The sequence below is a fragment of the Pseudomonas sp. G2-4 genome (genome assembly GCF_030064125.1).
GTDB lineage: Bacteria > Pseudomonadota > Gammaproteobacteria > Pseudomonadales > Pseudomonadaceae > Aquipseudomonas.
The window spans coordinates 3,458,827-3,476,879 of sequence record NZ_CP125957.1; the positions used below are offsets into that span (position 1 = coordinate 3,458,827).

Below are 18,053 nucleotides of genomic sequence, written 5' to 3' on the forward strand. Positions count from 1 at the left end.
AAATGCTTTGCTTTATGCTCAGTAATTCCAGACCATTGAGCAAAATCACCCGGGATGGCGACCTATATGAGCAAAAGTATTGCTATGAACGAACTGGACGGGGTCGATCGCAATCTGCTGCGCCTGCTACAGGAGGACGGCACCTTGTCCAGCGCCGCACTGGGCGAACGGCTGTCCATGACCGTCACGCCCTGCTGGCGGCGGCGCAAGCGTCTGGAGGAGTTGGGGATCATCAAGGACTACCAGGCCAACCTGGACCGACGAAAGCTCGGCTTCGACGTGATGGCCTTCGCCCAGGTGCGTTTCGGCAATCACTCGGCCAACGCACCGGACGACTTCGAGCAGGTGATTTTGAAGCTGCCGCAGGTGCTGTCCTGCCACAAGGTGACGGGCGAAGCCGACTACGTGTTGACGGTGCTGGCTACCGATCTGGAAAGTTATGGCCGCTTCGTGGAGGACGTGCTGCGTCGGCAACCCGGCATCGCCTCGATCCAGTCGAGCCTGGCACTAAGGGAGATCAAGGCGGTCACCCGGGTACCGGTGCTGGACTAGCGAGCCTCCACAGACCTCGATACGTTGGTCGCGGATGCGGTCCTGTGGCGAGGGGATTTATCCCCGTGGGCTGAAGTAGCCCCCTGAAACCAGACCACTCTGTGTGCCTGATTGATTGAGCTTTGGGGCTGCTACGCAGCCCAGCGAGGATAAATCCCCTCGCCACAAAGTCACAAAATCACAAAGGGTGTTCGCTGTTATTTCGATTAACTGACCGGCATTCACGTGGGCTCAAGGTGCCCAACGACGGAACAACACACTGGCGTTGACCCCACCGAACCCAAACCCATTGGAAAGCGCGTGGGTGATCGGCATCTTCCGGGCACTCAAACCGACCAGGTCGAGCCCGTCGGCGGCTTCATCGGGATGAATCAGGTTCAAGGTTGGCGGTACGACTTGGTCGCGCAACGCCAATACCGTGAAGACGGCTTCAATGCCCCCGGCCGCGCCCAGCAAATGCCCAGTGGCGGATTTGGTCGAGGTAATCGCCACGCCAGAGCCTGTGCCAAACACCGCGCGAATGGCGGCCAGTTCCCCGCTGTCGCCGACCTGGGTGGAGGTCGCGTGGGCGTTGATGTGCTGCACGTCAGCAGGGCTGACATCTGCCTGGCGCAGCGCTTGCTCCATCGCCCGCCGTGCGCCATTGCCGTCTTCCGGACCTGCCGTCAGGTGGTAGGCATCGGCACTGGTGCCATAGCCGACCAGTTCCGCCAGGGGCTTGGCCCCACGCGCCAGGGCGTGTTCCAGTGATTCGATCACCAGCACCCCGGCGCCCTCGGCCATGACGAAGCCGTCGCGGTCACGGTCGAAGGGGCGCGAGGCCTCCTGCGGGCGCTCGGCAAATCCCGTGGACAGCGCGCGAGCCGCCGCAAAACACCCCAGGGTCACCCGATCAATCGCCGCTTCGGTGCCACCGCACAAGGCAATATCTGCCTCACCGCTCCTGATCAGCCTGGCCGCATCGCCGATGGCCTGGACCCCGGCGGCGCAGGCCGTTACCGGCGCACCGAGCGGCCCCTTGAAACCGTGGCGGATGGAGACATGCCCCGCCGCCATGTTGGCGAGAAAGGCCGGTGCAGTGAACGGTGACAAGCGCCGCGGACCACGCGTATCGGTGGTGCGTACCGCATCGGCGATCGCGCCGAAGCCACCCACCCCCGATGAGATGATCGTGGCGGTCCGTTCCTGGTCGGCCGCTTCAGTCGGATGCCAGTCGGCCTGTGCCAGGGCCTCGTCGGCGGCGACCAGTGCAAACTCGATGAAGCGATCCATTTTCTTGCGATCCTTCACCGAAATGACGCGCTCCGGGTCGTAACCGGCGCTGGCGTCTTCTTCCAGCGACGGTACCTGTCCGCCCACCGCCACACCGGTACCCTCGGTGACATCGCCGGGCAGGATACGAATGCCCGAGCGTCCGGCCAGCAACCGTTGCCATACCTCTTCTACGCCGCAGCCCAAGGGGCCGACAATGCCGACGCCCGTGACAACGATTCGCTTTTGACCTTCGGGAGTACTCATAAGAACCTCTTCATTTTTCAGTCGCCGCTCACTGCCAGCCGAAAGCAATCACTCGCTTATGCCAGCCGTGCTGTTTCACGTTGAGCAGGATGGTCAGGACGGATCTTGAACCAGATGGAATACATCGCCGGCAGGAACACCAGCGTCATGAGGGTGCCGACGAACGTACCGCCGATCAGCGTGTAGGCCAGCGTGCCCCAGAACACGGAGTGTGTCAGGGGAATAAACGCCAGGATCGCGGCCAGCGCCGTCAGCAGCACGGGGCGGGCCCGTTGTACGGTGGCTTCGATGACGGCATTGAACGGATCCAGCCCTTCCTGGGCGTTGTGATGGATCTGCCCGATCAGGATCAGCGTATTGCGCATCAGGATGCCCGACAGTGCGATCAGGCCGACCAGGGCGTTGATGCCGAACGGCTGGTGAAATATCAGCAGCACCGGCACTACGCCAATCAGCCCGAGCGGCGCGGTGAAGAACACCATGATCATCGCCGAGATCGAGCGCACCTGGACAATGATGATCAGCAGCGTCAGCGCCACCATGATCGGCAATAGGGGCAAGATCGCCTGGCCGGCCTTGCCCGATTCCTCGATGGCCCCTGCCTGCTCGATCCGGTAGCCGTCAGGGAGCGTGTCGATGATCGGCTGCAATTGCTTGATCATCGCGCCCGAGACGTCCGGTGGCTGCAAGCCTTCGGCAATGTCGCCGCGCACGGTAATGGTCGGCGTACGATCACGTCGCCGAAGGATCGGATCCTCCATGCGCACATCCACCTCGCCGACCTGGGACAGCGGGATACGCTGCCCCGCAGCCCCCACCAGCGTAAAGCCTTCGATCCGGGCAGGATCGAGACGGATATCACCCCCCGCTCGACCGACCACCTGCACCGAACGGATATCCTCGCGAACCGCCGTGATCGGCACGCCGGCCAGCAGGAATTGCAGTTGCTGGGCGATGGCGCTGGATGTCAGCCCAACCGCCTGCAAGCGATCCTGATCCAGACTGAAATGCAGCGTTGGCACCAACGGTCCCCAATCGGCGTTGACCGTCCTCATCATCGGACTGGCTTGCATGACGTCCTGTACGCGGCCGGCAATTTCCCGCAGTTTCGATGGGTCAGGCCCCATCACCCGGTAGGCCACCGGGAACGGTGAGTACGGACCGAACACAATCTGGGTCGCCCTGACCCGGGCCTCCGGGGCGAGCCCTGCGGCAACCGCTTCGCGAAGACGGACCTTGAGGGTTTCCCGTGCCTCCTGGCTCTCCGTCAGCACGACGATCTTGGCGAACGACGGATCAGGGAGTTCTGGCGCAATCGCCAGGAAGAAACGCGGCGCGCCCTGTCCGATATAGGCCGTGACGATTTTCGCTTCCGCCTGTTTTTGCAGCCAGGCTTCGACCTTGGCCGTGGCGGCGCTGGTTTGCTCGATGGACGTTCCATAGGGCATTTGCACCTCGATCATCACCTCGGGGCGATCCGATGTCGGAAAGAACTGTTTCTTGACCAGCCCCATGCCCAGGATGGCCACGACAAACAGCGCGATCACCGTGCCGGCCACCAGCCATTTGTGGCCGATGACCCGCGTCAGGACGTGGCGGAAGCGATTGTAGTGGCGGGTGTTGTAAATGGCGGCATGCCCGCCCTCGACCGGCTTGATGTCCGGCAACATTTTCACCCCCAGGTAAGGGGTAAAGACCACCGCGACCACCCAGGAGGCGATCAGCGCGATGCCGACGATCCAGAACATGTTGCTGGTGTATTCGCCGGCCGTCGATTGCGCGAAGCCGTTGGGCATGAAGCCAATCGCCGTCACCAGCGTACCCGACAGCATCGGTGCGGCCGTGTGACTCCATGCGTAGGCGGAGGCTTTGATGCGGTCGTAGCCCTCCTCCATTTTCACCACCATCATTTCGATCGCGATGATCGCGTCGTCCACCAGCAGCCCGAGTGCCAGGATCAGCGAGCCCAGGGTGATCCGGTCGAAGTTCTTTCCGCTGGCCGCCATCACCACAAACACGATCGCCAGTGTCAGCGGTACGGCCGTTGCGACCACAACGCCTACGCGCCAGCCCATGCTGATGAAGCACACGAGCATGACCACCAGCAGCGCGACAAAAAACTTGACCATGAACTCGCCAACGGCCGAATCAATGTTCACGGCTTGATCGGTGACTTTGGTCAGCGTCATGCCCAGCGGCATGCCTTCGTTGATCTTGGTCGTCTCGGCGTCCAGTGCCTTGCCCAGGTCCAGGCCGTTCCAGCCTTCGCGCATGATGACCCCGAGCAACAAGGCCTCTTCGCCGTTATTGCGCACCAGGAAGGTGGCCGGGTCTTCGTAGCCTCGTTCAACCGTCGCCACGTCCGAGAGCTTCAACGTACGCCCCTGGATCGCCAACGGCGTATCACGAATTTTCTCCAACTTATCGAAAGCGCCATCCACCCGCAGGAAAACCTGCGGCCCGTTGGTGTCGATGGAGCCGGCGGGTGTGAGCACGTTCTGGCTGTTCAGCGCGGCGAAGATGTCCTGGGGTGAAACGCCCAAGGTGGCCAGCCGGTCGTGGGAGAAGGACACAAAGATGCGCTCGGCTTGCTCACCGATGATGTTGACCTTCTTCACGCCGGCCACATGCAACAGACGCTGGCGCAAGGATTCAGCATCACGTACCAGCAAACGCTGCGGCTCGCCCTTGGCTTTCAGCGCGAACAGCGCAAACGTCACGTCCGAATACTCGTCGTTGACCAACGGCCCGATCACACCCGCCGGTAGCTTGGTGCCTTCATCGTCAAGCTTTTTGCGCGCCTGATAGAACTCTTCCTGCACCTGTGAAGGCGGCGTGCGGTCCAGCAACGACACCATGGTGAAGGCCAGGCCGGGTCGGGTATAGGTTTCCGAGCGGTCGTACCATTTTAACTCTTGCAGGCGTTTTTCCAGTGGCTCAGCGACCTGGTCCTGCATCTCCTGGGCTGTCGCGCCCGGCCATGCAGTGATGACGGTCAACTGCTTGACCGTAAACGGAGGATCCTCTGCGCGCCCCAACTTGAAGAATGCCAGGGTCCCCGCGACGGCGATCAGGAAGATCAGGAACACCGTGATGGAGCGCTCGCGCACGGCAATGGCCGAGAGATTGAGGCTCATTGGCTGCCCCCGGCAACCTTCACACCATCGTGTTGGATCAGTCTCACTGACTCGCCATCCCGCAGCAGATGCGCGCCCAGTCCGACGATGCGCTCGCCTACCTTGAGAGGGCCTGCGACGCGCGCGGCGTCGTCGCTCAAGCCCAGGACCTGGACAGGTCGCCAGGTGACTTTTGCGGGCTCACCGTCAATGACCCACACGCCGGTACCGTTGCCCGGGTCGTACAAAGCAGCGATCGGCACTTGTAACACCGGCCCTGGGGCGGCACCTTCGGCAATGCGCAGTGTGACAGTGGAGCCCAGCGGCGCATTGGCCAGCGCCCCTTCCAACACATAGCGCGCCTCAAAGGTACGTGTCACCCGGTCGGCCGAATCCGAAAGCAGCCTGAGCTTCGCCGTGACAGTCCCAGTGGTGTTGCCATAAAGCGTCGCCTGCGCGCTGGATCCAGGGGCTGGCCGCAAGGTTTCGGGCAGTTGCACAACGGCTTCACGCTGCCCGGCTCGCGCCAGTCGAACCACCGGCTGCCCCGGGCTGACGACTTGCCCGGGCTCGGCGAGCGTCTCCATCACAACGCCGTCGGCATCCGCGACTAGCACGGCATAGCTGGACGCGTTACGGGCCACGTCAGCTTGCGCTTCGGCCGCGCTGAGTTGCGCCTTGGCCGTATCGGCGGCGGCTTTGATCTGGTCGTAGCCCGACGCGGAGATAGCCCCGGCGGCGACCAGTTCGCGATACCGGGCCTCGTCATCCGCTGTCTGCTTGGCCCGAGCCCGCGCGGCAGTGACCGCCTCTTGCTGCGCTCGCGCCTGCAACCCCAGATCGACCGGATCCAGGCGCATGAGCGACTGCCCCTTTTTAACGCTCTGACCGGCGTCCACCAGGCGTTCCAACACCTTGCCTGACACGCGAAAGCCCAAGTCGCTCTGTACGCGAGCAGCCACGACGCCGGTGAAAGAGCGAGCGTTGGCTGACGAACCCTGCACTTGCGCAACCCTCACCAGGGGAGCCAGCGTGCGCGGATCGGTGGCAGTGGATGAGCCGCCACACGCCGTGAGGACTAGAGGCAACAAGCAAGCGGCAATGGAGGTGGGTCGGAGCCGGAGCATAGGTTCCCTTTACTGAACAGTGGACTGGGAGCACATTTTTGCCACTTGTGACCAATACTGTCAATGGTCACAAAGCTAAGATTTGTTTTCAGCCAGCCTGATTTCCCGACAACCCGAGCAAAACAAAGGATCTTGGATCCATGCGGCAGTTTCCATCATCAATTGACAGCTTGTGACCATTCTATAATATGGTCACAAATATCGATCCCGAGGAAACCTCAATGCCAGCCTTCCGTCCCCTTGCGTTATTAGTAGGCGCCAGCTTGATGGCCGGCTGCGCGGTTGGCCCGGACTACCAGCGCCCGGACGCTGTACTGTCGGATCGTTTCCTGGGCCAGTCTTCTGTCGAACAAAGGAGCGACGCTACGCAGGCCAGTCTCACAAATTGGTGGGAGGGTTTTCGCGACCCGGTGCTGAGCGATTTCATCGCAAAGGCCCTGGAGCAAAACCTCGACCTTGCCCAGGCGTCGGCGCGCGTTGCCCAGGCGCGGGCAGGCCTTGGCGCAGCCAATGCCGCCCTGCTGCCTTCGGGAAATATCAGCGGCCAGGCCGCCCGCGCCTACCAGTCCGTCGAGACGCCGCTGGGCCAGGTGCTTGATTCGACGCCCGGCTTTGATCGATACGGAAATGCCTACGAACTGGACCTGGGCGCGAGCTGGGAATTGGACGTCTTTGGCGGCCTGCGACGCGGACACGAAGCCGCATTGGCTGAATACCAGGCCTCCGAGGCCGGGGCCACAGCCACGAGGCTGGCCGTGGCCGCGCAGACCGCTGACATCTACATCACCCTGCGCGGCTTGCAAGCGCGGCTGGACATTGCGAACCGCCAGCTCAGGACTCAGCAGGACCTGCTGGAGAAAGTCCAGTTGCTCTACAGCAAAGGCCTCGCTGCCAGCTATCAGGTCCGCCAGACCGAGGGCGCACTGGCTCAGGTCCAGGCAACGGTGCCCGTCCTGCAGACCGGTCTGGATTCAGCCATGAACGCGTTGGATGTCATGCTCGGCACACCGCCAGGCACCCATCGCCAGCAACTGGCCGAGACCGGCAGCATTCCCCTGCCCCCACAAATCAGCGGGATGGGTACGCCGGCTGATCTGTTGCGCCGTCGGCCGGATCTCATCGTCGCCGAACGCCGTCTTGCCGCCTCCAATGCCCGCATCGGCGAGGCCATCGCCGAGTACTACCCGAAATTTTCCCTCAGCGCGTTGCTCGGCAGTGCCACTGCTGTATCGGCCGGACACCTGTTCTCCGGCGGCGCCAGCCAGGCGTCGGGGGCGCTGGGTCTGCGCTGGAGGCTGTTCGATTTTGGCCGGATCAACGCCCAGATCGACCAAGCAAAGGGACAGGAAGCCGAAGCGCTGGCCGCCTATCGTCAGTCCGCGCTACGGGCCACCGAGGATGTCGAGAACGCATTCTCTGCCCTGGTAAACCGCGAATCCCAGGCCACCACGCTCACCGCAGGCGAAACGTCACTGAGCGAGGCGCGCCAGTCGTCCTTTATTGCCTATCAGAAAGGTACGGCCAGCCTGATCGACGTCCTCAACGCCGACCAGACATTGCTCCAAGCGTCCGATGCCCGAGCACAAGCACGAACCGAATCGGCGCGCGCGGCGGTCGCGGCATTCAAGGCCCTGGGTGGCGGCTGGCAAGCGCCGCAGCCCGTAGCGAGTCGATGACTGGAGATGAACGCAAGCGCTTCTCCTGGCCCCAACCACAGTCCCTGTCAATCATTACAACCGGAGTCCAGCTACATGAAAAACAACGAGAATTCCTGGGTGCTCATCACGGGCGCTTCGAGCGGCTTTGGCGAGGAGTTCGCCCGGCAATACGCAGCGCAGGGAAAATCCCTCGTTCTGGTAGCCCGCAGGCTGGACAAGCTCGAAGCGCTGTCAAAAGAACTGCGTGAGCGTTTCGGCATCGAGGTGATCAACGAACAAGTCGACCTGTCTTCGATTCCGGCAGTCATCGAACTGCACAAGCGGCTGGTTCAACAGGGTATTGCGGTCGATGTGCTCATCAACAACGCCGGCCATGGATTGCAAGGCCCGTTCCTGGACCACGCCATTGACCAATCCCTGGCAATGATCAATCTGGACATCGCCAGCCTGACCACCATGACTCGCCTCTTTGCGCAGGACATGCGTATTCGCCGCCGCGGCTACATTTTGCAGATCGCCAGCTTGCTTTCCTATCAGGGCGTGAAGAATTTCGCGGTCTATTCAGCGGCCAAGGCCTACGTGCTTCGCTTCTCCGAGGCGCTGCATCAGGAACTCAAGGGCGACGGCATCGTCGTGACCGCGCTATGCCCGGGCATGTCGGATACCGGGTTTGCGCAGAGCGCCAACCAGAAACTCACCCCAGCGCTGAAAATGGTGATGATGCAACCTCAACCGGTGGTTCGCGCCGGCATCCGCGCGCTGCAAGCCGGGCGCATGAGTGTCGTACCCGGTTTCGGCAACAAGGCGCTTACGGCGTTAACCTGGGCCACGCCACGCCGATTTCACCAGCGTCTCATGGCGACTGTCATGGGTGCATGAATGCGGTGTTGCGAAGGGCCGGGAGCGCACTGGCTCCCGGCACATGCATATTGCGTTAGAAGCGATAGCTGACTGAAGTGCCGAAACCGCTGGCACTGTTCCGGCATTTGGAACTGTATGACCCGCGAGCCGCAGAGGACTGATCGACTCGCACGCTCTCTTCCTGCAAGTAGGAATAAGCCACGTCGATCGTGACATCTTCCACCGGCGTCCAGCCCGCACCGAAGCTCAGAACCGTCCGATCTCCCGATTAGAACTCTAGGAACAATTGCTGGGGGGATGGAACGGTTTGTTTTTCTACTAGGTAAAAATCGCCACGGTCTGGCGCGCCCAAAGCACTCGCCGACCGCTTTCGTCCCAGATCTCCATATCCTGTAGCGAGTAGCCTTCCAAAGCTTGCTGACTGAAAGAGCTGATGAGGAACCATTCGCCGGTAACGGCTGGCTGCGGCAGATCGATTGTCCAGGAAGCCGAGCTGATGGCGGCCGGTTCGGTAAAACACGTCATGGCGGCGGGCGGCAGACTGTCAGCGAGGGCAATCAGCGCCACCGCCGGGTCCGCGCCTTGGGCATCCAGGTGACGGACCCACATCAGTAGCTCCGGATTCTCCGCACCGGACACCGGCAACGAACCGCCCGCGGGGCGCATTTCAAAGTTGAAGGCGCAGGCGGGCGCAATGCTGCTGTCCAGCGCCAACGTGGCATACCGCGACGGCCCCTCCACCGATGGGCATCCCCACGCCTCATGGGTAATCCTGCTGGCTCGTGGTTGAGCGAACAACAAGGTCGTGCGCAACGCCAACTCATTACCGGACTTACAGTCAACCGACACCGAAGTCACGGATCGCCCTTCGCGTAACACGCTTGTCTCGAAGGTCTGTGGCTGCGTGACCGGCCCTATGAATGACACCTGCGCAGACTTGAACGGCGGGAAGCCCTTCGGACGCTCACGCAGAACCGCCTCCAACGACAACGCCGCCGACAGGCCGCCAAAGATCGTTCGGCCCTGCTGCCAATTGGCCGGAGCAACAAACGCGACGCTCGGATCAAACTGCGCCAGCACTTGGGCAAAACCGCTCATTTCAACGTCCTCCGACCGGCCTGAACGTGAGCCCGCAGAAGCGTCGCGAGTAATGGCGACACACATTCAAAGGGATCACGGGAAACTTGATGCCATACTTACTCATGTGACCATTTGTGTCAATAGTCACTAATCAGGCAAAAATCGACCCCTCAGTCAGTTACAACCCGAATGCAAGGAAGTCGTTTTTTGGATCGGGACGGCTGCGCGCTGCAGCCTTCCCTCAGGGCATCAGGCTGCGCAGGATGAGGTTCGCGGTCAGCGTCGGCGCGACCTCGACGTGATCGAGGCTGTATTGCAGCAATAGAGGATTGACGAAAGGCCGAAGGGTCAGGTGAATCGCTTCAACGGTTTCATCCAGGGGCGTCTTGCGCTCGAACTCTCCGCTTTCACGCCCTTCGCGCACCACCTGCACGACGAATTGCTTGATTCGTGCGTCATACACCTGGGAGCTGGGCCAGCGCTCCGACGCGGAGAATGCGGCAATGTCGTAGAGCTTGCGATCATTGAAGAACAGATCGATTCCCGTGGTAATCAATGTCTTGACCAGACGGCGAAAGCGCTCTGTCGAAGAAAGCCCTTCCTCGTTGATGGCCAGCTCCACGGCCTCAACGATCTTCGCAAGACAGCTGGAGCAAATGGCCTCGCCAATCGCCTGCTTGGAGTCGAAGAACTTGTAGATGTACGCCTTGGAAAAGCCGATGGCCTTGGCCAGGTCGGACACGGTGGTCTTGGCGTAGCCGTATTGACTGAAATGCTCGTTGGCCGCCGCGACAATCTGGTCTCGGATGTCATGATCGGCTGGGCCGCGGGTACTGGGCGTAGGTATGGATGACTGGTTCATGGAGGCAGCTTACGCATCCTGAAGACGGTTGACAACTTGTGACCATTATGTAATTTAGTCACAAATCGTGCATTTCAGGGCATGTCTTCGACGACAAAATGGCTTCGTCACCCTCCCATCTATTTAAACGCCATCAAATCGCAAACCCTGGGTTTTTGTCGATGGGATGATCTATACCTTCAGAAACACGCAACAAAGGCCAAGACGATAACGTTGACGTGTTCCAATAAAAACACGGTGGCGAACCTGCTGGTGGTTCGAACACCATGGCCTGCCGGACGATGTTTCCCGACGCCGAGCACGTAGAATGGCGCACCACTTTTCCATGCCTGAAGTATCGACCATGAGCCCGATCACACGCGTTTTGAATGCCGGTACCAAAGCGCTTCCCAGGCTTTGTCTGTTGTTACCGCTAGTGGTTGCCCATAACGCGTGGGGTGAACCCCCGACGATTGAACTGCACATCCTGGACGCGCCTCCGCTGACGTTTGTCGACGACCCCAGGGGGCACGGCATCGTTGGCGATGTCGCCGTGGCAGCCATGACCAAGGCCGGGTATGCCGTGAAAATCCATGTGCTCCCCTGGGCCCGGGCACAGAAACACGTCAGTGAAGAACATGACTATTTGATTACACCTTTGTCGCGCATACCCGGGCGTGAAGATCGTTTTACCTGGATTGCCATGGTCATGCCCATGGAGCGCGCCTTTTTCAGCCTCGACAAGCGGGTGAGCAGCTTCGCCCAAGCGAAAGAAACCTACCGAAAGATCGGCGTCGGCCTGGGCAGTGCACAGGAGGAGATCCTGCGCACCGAAGGATTCAGGGACGACCAGATCTATCCGCTGGCCATCGGCGACAACCCCGCCCAGATGCTCTTGATGGGACGCATCGATGCCTGGTTCAACGGCGTCCCGGAGAGTCGCTACATTTGGCCAAAGGTGTCCAAGCGCAAACTGCTCATGAGCTCAGTCAAAAGCACTGCGGATCTCTACCTGGCCTGCTCGAAGCAATGTTCTCCAAAAATGGTTCAGGACTTGCGCGAGGCGGTTGACACCCTTCGCGCAGAGGGCGAACTTAAGCGTATCCATGACGTCTATTTGCCAGACTAGACGCTACCCAAGGACAGTTCCTGTCATCCAGCGACCATCAATTGGATTGATAGCAGCCTAACGAAAGCCCCGCACTAGAGGGTCTGTCGATGGCTTATATCATTCCGAATGATAGTTACCTTTGCTTCATTCGATTCGTTCCCCTGCGTTCAGCCACGCATCATCCGCCCATTCTCAATACATTGGCGGATGCTATCCATGGAACATTCACTTTCAAAACTGCGCTTTCCCCTCGCACTGCTGTCGGTGCTGGTGATGAGCGCCTGCGGCAAGACTCCCGACACAGCAGCCTCCATGCCGCCGGCCAAAGTCAGTGTGGCCAAGGTATTGGAGCAACCCGTCAACGAATGGGATGAATTCACCGGACGCCTCGAAGCACCGGAAACCGTCGAAATTCGTCCCCGGGTTTCCGGGCAGATCGATGAAGTGGCCTTCACCGAAGGCGCGCTGGTCAAGAAAGGCGACCTGCTGTTCCAGATCGACCCACGCCCCTTCCAGGCTGAAGTACGTCGTCTCGAAGCCCAATTGGCCCAGGCCCGCGCCACCGCCACCCGCAGCGAAAACGAAGCCCAGCGTGGTGAACGCCTGCGTTTGAGCAACGCCATTTCCGCCGAGTTGGCCGATTCGCGCACCAGCGCTGCCCAGGAAGCCCGCGCCGCCGCAGCAGCCATCCAGGCGCAACTGGACCTGGCCAAGCTGAACCTGAGCTTCACCCGCGTCAGCTCGCCCATCAGCGGCCGTGTCAGCCGCGCAGACATCACCGCCGGCAACCTGGTGACCGCCGACGTCACACCGCTGACCAGCGTGGTGTCCACCGACAAGGTCTACGCCTACTTCGACGCCGACGAGCGTGTCTTCCTCAAGTACAACCAACTCGCCCGTCAGGGCCAGCGCGGCCAAGCCACACCGGTCTACATGGGGCTGTCCAACGAGGACGGCAACCCGCACCAGGGCCAGATGAACTTCGTCGACAACCAGGTCAACCCGCAGACCGGCACCATCCGTGGTCGCGCGGTGTTCGACAACAAGGACGGCGCCTATACCCCAGGCCTGTATGCCCGACTGAAGCTGGTGGGCAGCGGCACTTATTCCGCTGTGTTGATCAACGACGAAGCCGTGGGCACTGACCTGGGCAAGAAGTTCGTGCTGGTGATGGACGGCGACAACAAGCCGGCTTATCGCGCCGTTGAGCTGGGACCGAAGATCGAAGGCCTGCGCATCGTGCGTAACGGCTTGAGCAAGGACGACACCATCATCGTCAAGGGGCTGCAACGGGCTCGTCCGGGTTCGCCGGTGACGCCTGAAACCATACCCATGGCCAGCGACGAAACACTCGCCGCCCTGGCACAACAACGTAAAGCGCTCGAAGCCAGCAACCTGCCCCAAGTCGCGCCGTCCAAGGCGGCGTCTGGATCGGCAGGCAAACTGGCCGCTGCGACCCCACGCGGTTAAGGGACTGAATCCAAGATGAAATTTTCCCAGTTCTTCATTTCGCGGCCGATCTTCGCAGCGGTGCTTTCGCTGCTGATCCTGATCGCCGGCGCCATCTCGCTGTTCCAGCTACCCATCAGCGAATACCCGGAAGTCGTGCCGCCGACCGTGGTCGTGCGTGCCAACTTCCCGGGCGCCAACCCCAAGGTCATCGGCGAAACCGTGGCCGCTCCGTTGGAGCAAGCCATCACTGGTGTCGAGAACATGCTGTACATGTCCTCGCAGTCCACCGCTGACGGCAAGATTACCCTGACCATCACCTTTGCCCTGGGCACCGACCTGGACAACGCCCAGGTGCAGGTGCAGAACCGCGTGACCCGCACCGAGCCCAAGCTGCCGGAAGAAGTGACCCGGATCGGCATCACGGTGGACAAGGCATCGCCCGACCTGACCATGGTCGTGCACTTGACCTCGCCGGACCAGCGCTACGACATGCTCTACCTGTCCAACTACGCCCTGCTCAACATCAAGGATGAGCTGGCGCGCCTGGGTGGCGTGGGGGATGTGCAGTTGTTCGGCATGGGTGATTATTCCCTGCGGGTCTGGCTGGACCCGAACAAGACCGCTTCGCGCAACCTGACCGCCACCGATGTGGTCACGGCCATCCGTGAGCAGAACCGTCAGGTGGCTGCCGGTGCGCTGGGTGCGCCACCCGCGCCGAATGCCCAGGCGTTCCAGCTCTCGATCAACACCCAGGGGCGCCTGGTGAGTGAAGAAGAGTTCGAGAACATCATCATTCGTTCCGGTGCCGACGGCGAGATCACTCGCCTGAAGGACATCGCCCGGGTCGAGCTGGGCTCCAGCCAATACGCCCTGCGCTCGTTGCTCGACAACCAGCCAGCGGTGGCGATCCCGATCTTCCAGCGCCCAGGCTCCAACGCCATCCAGATCTCCAACGACGTTCGCGCCAAGATGGACGAACTGAAGAAAGGCTTCCCGGCGGGAATGGACTACAGCATCGTCTATGACCCGACGATCTTCGTCCGCGGTTCCATTGAGGCGGTGGTCCACACCCTGTTCGAAGCACTGATTCTCGTGGTGTTGGTGGTGATCCTGTTCCTGCAGACCTGGCGCGCCTCGATCATTCCGTTGGTCGCCGTGCCGGTGTCGTTGATTGGTACGTTCGCCGTGATGCACCTGTTCGGCTTCTCGCTGAACGCCCTTTCACTGTTCGGCCTGGTACTGGCCATCGGTATCGTGGTGGACGACGCCATCGTGGTGGTGGAGAACGTCGAACGTAACATCGGCCTGGGACTCACACCGGTGGAAGCCACCAAACAAGCCATGGGCGAGGTGACCGGCCCGATCATTGCCACGGCCCTGGTGCTGTGCGCGGTGTTCATTCCGGCGGCGTTCATCAGCGGCTTGACCGGGCAGTTCTATAAGCAGTTCGCCCTGACCATTGCCATCTCCACGGTGATCTCGGCGATCAACTCCCTGACCCTGTCGCCCGCCCTGGCCGCCGTGTTGCTCAAGAGCCACGACGCACCCAAGGACCGTTTCTCGCGGTTCCTGGACAAGGTCTTCGGTGGCTGGTTGTTCCGTCCGTTCAACCGTTTCTTCGACCGCGCCAGCCACGGTTATGTGGGCACCGTCGCCCGCGTGATCCGCAGCAGCGGCATCGCCCTGCTGCTCTACGCGGGCCTGATGGTGCTGACTTTCTTCGGGTTCTCCAACACCCCGACCGGTTTCGTGCCCGGCCAGGACAAGCAATACCTGGTGGCCTTCGCACAACTGCCGGATGCCGCGAGCCTGGACCGCACCGAAGACGTGATCAAGCGCATGTCCGACCTGGCCCTCAAGCAACCGGGCGTGCAAAGCGCGGTGGCCTTCCCCGGCCTGTCGATCAACGGCTTCACCAACAGCCCGAACGCCGGCATCGTGTTCGTGACCCTCAAGCCTTTCAACGAGCGAAAGGATCCGAGCATGTCCGCCGGCGCCATTGCCGGAGCCTTGAACGGCAAGTATTCGGAAATCCAGGAAGCCTACATGGCGATCTTCCCACCGCCGCCGGTACAGGGCCTGGGCACCATCGGTGGTTTCCGCCTGCAAATCGAAGACCGGGGCAACCTGGGCTACGACGAGCTGTACAAAGAAACCATGAACATCATCACCAAGAGCCACAACGTGCCGGAACTGGCCGGGTTGTTCACCAGCTACACCGTGAACGTGCCCCAGGTCGATGCCGCCATCGACCGTGAAAAAGCCAAGACCCATGGCGTGGCCGTCAGTGACATCTTCGACACCCTGCAGATCTACCTGGGTTCGCTGTATGCCAACGACTTCAACCGCTTCGGTCGTACCTATCAGGTCAACGTCCAGGCCGAGCAACAGTTCCGCCTCGAGTCGGACCAGATCGGCCAGCTCAAAGTGCGAAACAACCGTGGCGAGATGATCCCGCTGGCGACCTTCATCAAGGTCAGCGACACCTCGGGGCCTGACCGTGTCATGCACTACAACGGCTTCATCACCGCTGAAATCAACGGTGCCGCCGCGCCGGGCTACAGCTCGGGCCAGGCGGAAAAAGCCATCGAGAAACTGCTCAAGGACGAACTGCCCAACGGCATGACCTACGAGTGGACCGACCTGACGTACCAGCAGATCCTTTCGGGCAACACCGCGCTGTTCGTGTTCCCACTCTGCGTACTACTGGCGTTCCTGGTACTCGCGGCACAGTACGAAAGCTGGAGCCTGCCGCTGGCGGTGATCCTGATCGTACCGATGACCCTGTTGTCGGCCATCACCGGGGTGATTCTCTCCGGCGGCGACAACAACATCTTTACCCAGATCGGCTTGATCGTCCTAGTGGGACTTGCCTGCAAGAACGCCATTCTGATCGTCGAGTTCGCCAAGGATAAACAGCTCGAAGGCATGAACCCGCTGGCTGCGGTGCTGGAGGCCTGCCGCCTGCGTCTGCGGCCGATCCTGATGACCTCCTTCGCCTTCATCATGGGCGTGGTGCCCCTGGTGTTCTCCAGCGGTGCCGGTGCCGAAATGCGCCATGCCATGGGTGTGGCGGTGTTCTCCGGGATGCTTGGCGTAACCTTCTTCGGCCTGCTGCTCACCCCAGTGTTCTATGTACTGATCCGCAACTTCGTCGAGCGCAGCGAGGCCCGCAAGGCGGCCCGGGCTTTGAAACTGGAGGCGCAACAATGAGTTTGAAAGCGTTCGTACCGAGCTTGCTGGTCTTGGCGCTGAGCGCCTGCGCCGTAGGCCCGGACTACCAGGCACCGCAAACGGAGGCGGCGAATATCACCACCGCCACCGACGGCGCCACCGGCCAGAAGAATTTCGACCGGGCCCGTTTCGAAGGCATCTGGTGGCAGCAATTCGAAGACCCGACCCTCAACGCGTTGGTGACCCGATCCCTGGAAGGCAACCGCGAGTTGCGCGTAGCCTTCGCCCGTCTGCGGGCCGCCCGGGCGATTCGCGATGACGCCAGCAATGACGTTATGCCCACCATCACCAGCCGCGCCAGCAGTGATTTGGGCAAAGGCCAGATTCCAGGGCAAACCACCGACCGGGTCAGCACCGAACGCTACGACCTAGGGCTGGACATGGCCTGGGAGCTGGATCTGTTCGGGCGCATCCGGCGCAACCTGGAAGCCACCGATGCCGATCAGCAGGCCGTCGAAGCCGACCTCTATCAGTTGCAGGTGACAATGATCGCCGAACTGGTGGACGCCTACGGTCAACTGCGCGGCGCCCAACTGCGGGAAAAAATCGCCCTGGCGAACCTGAAGAACCAGCAGGACTCACGCAAGATCACCGAAAGCCTGCGTGATGCCGGCGTCGGCGATCAGCTCGACGTGGTTCGCGCCGATGCGCGCCTGGCCTCGGTGGAAGCCAGCGTGCCGCAGTTGCAGGCCGAACAGGTGCGCCAACGCAATCGCATCGCCACGCTACTGGGCGAGCGCCCGGACAAACTGGACGTGGACCTGAGCCCCAAACAGCTGCCAGCCATCGCCAAGGCCCTGCCGATCGGCGACCCGGGTGAACTGCTGCAACGGCGTCCGGACATTCTCAGCGCCGAACGCCAATTGGCCGCTGCCACTGCACGCATCGGCGTGGCCAAGGCCGACCTGTTTCCACGGGTCAGCCTCAGCGGTTTCCTCGGCTTTACCGCCGGGCGCGGTTCGCAGATCGGCTCCTCGGCGGCCAACGCCTGGGCGCTGGGCCCGAGCATTACCTGGGCCGCCTTCGACCTCGGCAGTGTGCGGGCTCGCCTGCGCGGTGCCGGCGCCGAGGCGGATGGCGCCCTGGCGACTTACGAACAGCAAGTGCTGTTGGCCCTGGAAGAATCGGAAAACGCCTTCAGCGATTACGGCAAGCGCCAACAACGCCTGATTTCCCTGATCCGTCAGAGCGAATCAAGCCGTGCCGCCGCCGATCTGGCCGAGATTCGCTACCGCGAAGGCACCGTGGATTTCCTCGTGTTGCTCGACGCCCAGCGTGAACGCCTGGCAGCCGAAGACACTCAGGCCCAGGCCGAAGTGGATCTGTATCGCGGCATCGTCTCGATCTACAAAGCCTTGGGTGGCGGCTGGAAACCGGAAACCGTCGCCAGCAACTGACCCGTCCTGCTCAACCGAGCTCCTTTGGTTGGCCGCAACCAGCCAAATTTTTGCCCCGTTTCTCATTTGGAAACGGGGCTTTTTTTTGTTCAGCACACCCCGGACT

General features: G+C 61.5%; 12 protein-coding genes and 1 pseudogene. 7 read left to right on the top strand and 6 right to left on the bottom strand.

Going from position 1 to position 18,053, the window contains the following annotated elements:
• The first annotated feature begins 66 nt into the window (after window positions 1-66).
• Window positions 67-552 carry an Lrp/AsnC family transcriptional regulator gene (locus tag QNH97_RS15005; RefSeq protein WP_283552703.1) on the top strand — a complete coding sequence of 162 codons (486 nt, stop codon included), beginning with the start codon at window positions 67-69 and terminating at the stop codon, window positions 550-552.
• Between the two features lie 231 nt (window positions 553-783).
• Here QNH97_RS15005 and fabF read toward each other — a convergent pair whose 3' ends face one another.
• The 3 genes from fabF to QNH97_RS15020 are packed head-to-tail and all read right to left on the bottom strand — an operon-like array spanning window position 784 to window position 6,313.
• Window positions 784-2,070, bottom strand: a complete 1,287-nt coding sequence (fabF, locus tag QNH97_RS15010) for a beta-ketoacyl-ACP synthase II (protein ID WP_283552704.1) — start codon at window positions 2,068-2,070, stop codon at window positions 784-786.
• Window positions 2,071-2,126: 56 nt separating this feature from the next.
• Complete coding sequence (locus QNH97_RS15015) at window positions 2,127-5,207, bottom strand: efflux RND transporter permease subunit (protein WP_283552705.1); 3,081 nt, start codon at window positions 5,205-5,207, stop codon at window positions 2,127-2,129.
• Complete coding sequence (locus tag QNH97_RS15020; RefSeq protein WP_283552706.1) at window positions 5,204-6,313, bottom strand: efflux RND transporter periplasmic adaptor subunit; 1,110 nt, start codon at window positions 6,311-6,313, stop codon at window positions 5,204-5,206. The genes QNH97_RS15015 and QNH97_RS15020 overlap by 4 nt, the downstream gene beginning before the upstream one ends.
• A gap of 221 nt (window positions 6,314-6,534) precedes the next feature.
• Between QNH97_RS15020 and QNH97_RS15025 the strand changes: the two genes are divergently transcribed.
• Complete coding sequence (locus tag QNH97_RS15025) at window positions 6,535-7,989, top strand: efflux transporter outer membrane subunit (protein WP_283552707.1); 1,455 nt, start codon at window positions 6,535-6,537, stop codon at window positions 7,987-7,989.
• A gap of 75 nt (window positions 7,990-8,064) precedes the next feature.
• Window positions 8,065-8,850, top strand: a complete 786-nt coding sequence (locus tag QNH97_RS15030) for an SDR family NAD(P)-dependent oxidoreductase (protein ID WP_283552708.1) — start codon at window positions 8,065-8,067, stop codon at window positions 8,848-8,850.
• Window positions 8,851-8,905: 55 nt separating this feature from the next.
• On the opposite strand, the pseudogene QNH97_RS15035 reads toward QNH97_RS15030, so the two are convergent.
• The 3 genes and pseudogenes from QNH97_RS15035 to QNH97_RS15045 form a co-directional block, all read right to left on the bottom strand.
• Window positions 8,906-9,100: pseudogene (locus QNH97_RS15035) on the bottom strand (outer membrane protein transport protein); the annotation flags it as partial.
• Window positions 9,101-9,150: 50 nt separating this feature from the next.
• Window positions 9,151-9,930, bottom strand: coding sequence for a thioesterase family protein (locus QNH97_RS15040; RefSeq protein ID WP_283552709.1), 780 nt, complete (start codon window positions 9,928-9,930; stop codon window positions 9,151-9,153).
• A gap of 223 nt (window positions 9,931-10,153) precedes the next feature.
• Window positions 10,154-10,774 carry a TetR/AcrR family transcriptional regulator gene (locus QNH97_RS15045; protein WP_283552710.1) on the bottom strand — a complete coding sequence of 207 codons (621 nt, stop codon included), beginning with the start codon at window positions 10,772-10,774 and terminating at the stop codon, window positions 10,154-10,156.
• A 343-nt stretch (window positions 10,775-11,117) separates the two neighbouring features.
• Here QNH97_RS15045 and QNH97_RS15050 point away from each other — a divergent pair, with 343 nt between their 5' ends.
• The 4 genes from QNH97_RS15050 (at window position 11,118) to QNH97_RS15065 (ending at window position 17,947) form a co-directional block, all read left to right on the top strand.
• Window positions 11,118-11,882 (top strand): substrate-binding periplasmic protein, encoded by a 765-nt coding sequence (locus QNH97_RS15050; RefSeq protein WP_283557493.1) that lies wholly within the window; start codon window positions 11,118-11,120, stop codon window positions 11,880-11,882.
• A gap of 198 nt (window positions 11,883-12,080) precedes the next feature.
• Window positions 12,081-13,334, top strand: coding sequence for a multidrug efflux RND transporter periplasmic adaptor subunit MexE (gene mexE / locus QNH97_RS15055; protein ID WP_283552711.1), 1,254 nt, complete (start codon window positions 12,081-12,083; stop codon window positions 13,332-13,334).
• A 15-nt stretch (window positions 13,335-13,349) separates the two neighbouring features.
• Window positions 13,350-16,529: an efflux RND transporter permease subunit gene (locus QNH97_RS15060; protein WP_283552712.1), complete on the top strand. Its 3,180-nt coding sequence runs from the start codon at window positions 13,350-13,352 to the stop codon at window positions 16,527-16,529.
• The gene (locus QNH97_RS15065) at window positions 16,526-17,947 is read left to right on the top strand and encodes an efflux transporter outer membrane subunit (protein ID WP_283552713.1); all 1,422 of its coding nucleotides are present in this window, start codon (window positions 16,526-16,528) and stop codon (window positions 17,945-17,947) included. Before QNH97_RS15060 ends, QNH97_RS15065 begins: the two co-directional genes overlap by 4 nt.
• The last annotated feature ends 106 nt before the right edge of the window (window positions 17,948-18,053 follow it).

Bases quoted from the DNA above. Each gene is read 5' to 3' on its own strand.
- mexE (WP_283552711.1), top strand. From the start codon at position 12,081: ATGGAACATTCACTTTCAAAACTGCGCTTTCCCCTCGCACTGCTGTCG.
- fabF (WP_283552704.1), bottom strand. From the start codon at position 2,070: ATGAGTACTCCCGAAGGTCAAAAGCGAATCGTTGTCACGGGCGTCGGC.
- QNH97_RS15020 (WP_283552706.1), bottom strand. From the start codon at position 6,313: ATGCTCCGGCTCCGACCCACCTCCATTGCCGCTTGCTTGTTGCCTCTA.
- QNH97_RS15050 (WP_283557493.1), top strand. From the start codon at position 11,118: ATGAGCCCGATCACACGCGTTTTGAATGCCGGTACCAAAGCGCTTCCC.
- QNH97_RS15045 (WP_283552710.1), bottom strand. From the start codon at position 10,774: ATGAACCAGTCATCCATACCTACGCCCAGTACCCGCGGCCCAGCCGAT.
- QNH97_RS15065 (WP_283552713.1), top strand. From the start codon at position 16,526: ATGAGTTTGAAAGCGTTCGTACCGAGCTTGCTGGTCTTGGCGCTGAGC.
- QNH97_RS15025 (WP_283552707.1), top strand. From the start codon at position 6,535: ATGCCAGCCTTCCGTCCCCTTGCGTTATTAGTAGGCGCCAGCTTGATG.
- QNH97_RS15040 (WP_283552709.1), bottom strand. From the start codon at position 9,930: ATGAGCGGTTTTGCCCAAGTGCTGGCGCAGTTTGATCCGAGCGTCGCG.
- QNH97_RS15005 (WP_283552703.1), top strand. From the start codon at position 67: ATGAGCAAAAGTATTGCTATGAACGAACTGGACGGGGTCGATCGCAAT.
- QNH97_RS15030 (WP_283552708.1), top strand. From the start codon at position 8,065: ATGAAAAACAACGAGAATTCCTGGGTGCTCATCACGGGCGCTTCGAGC.
- QNH97_RS15060 (WP_283552712.1), top strand. From the start codon at position 13,350: ATGAAATTTTCCCAGTTCTTCATTTCGCGGCCGATCTTCGCAGCGGTG.
- QNH97_RS15015 (WP_283552705.1), bottom strand. From the start codon at position 5,207: ATGAGCCTCAATCTCTCGGCCATTGCCGTGCGCGAGCGCTCCATCACG.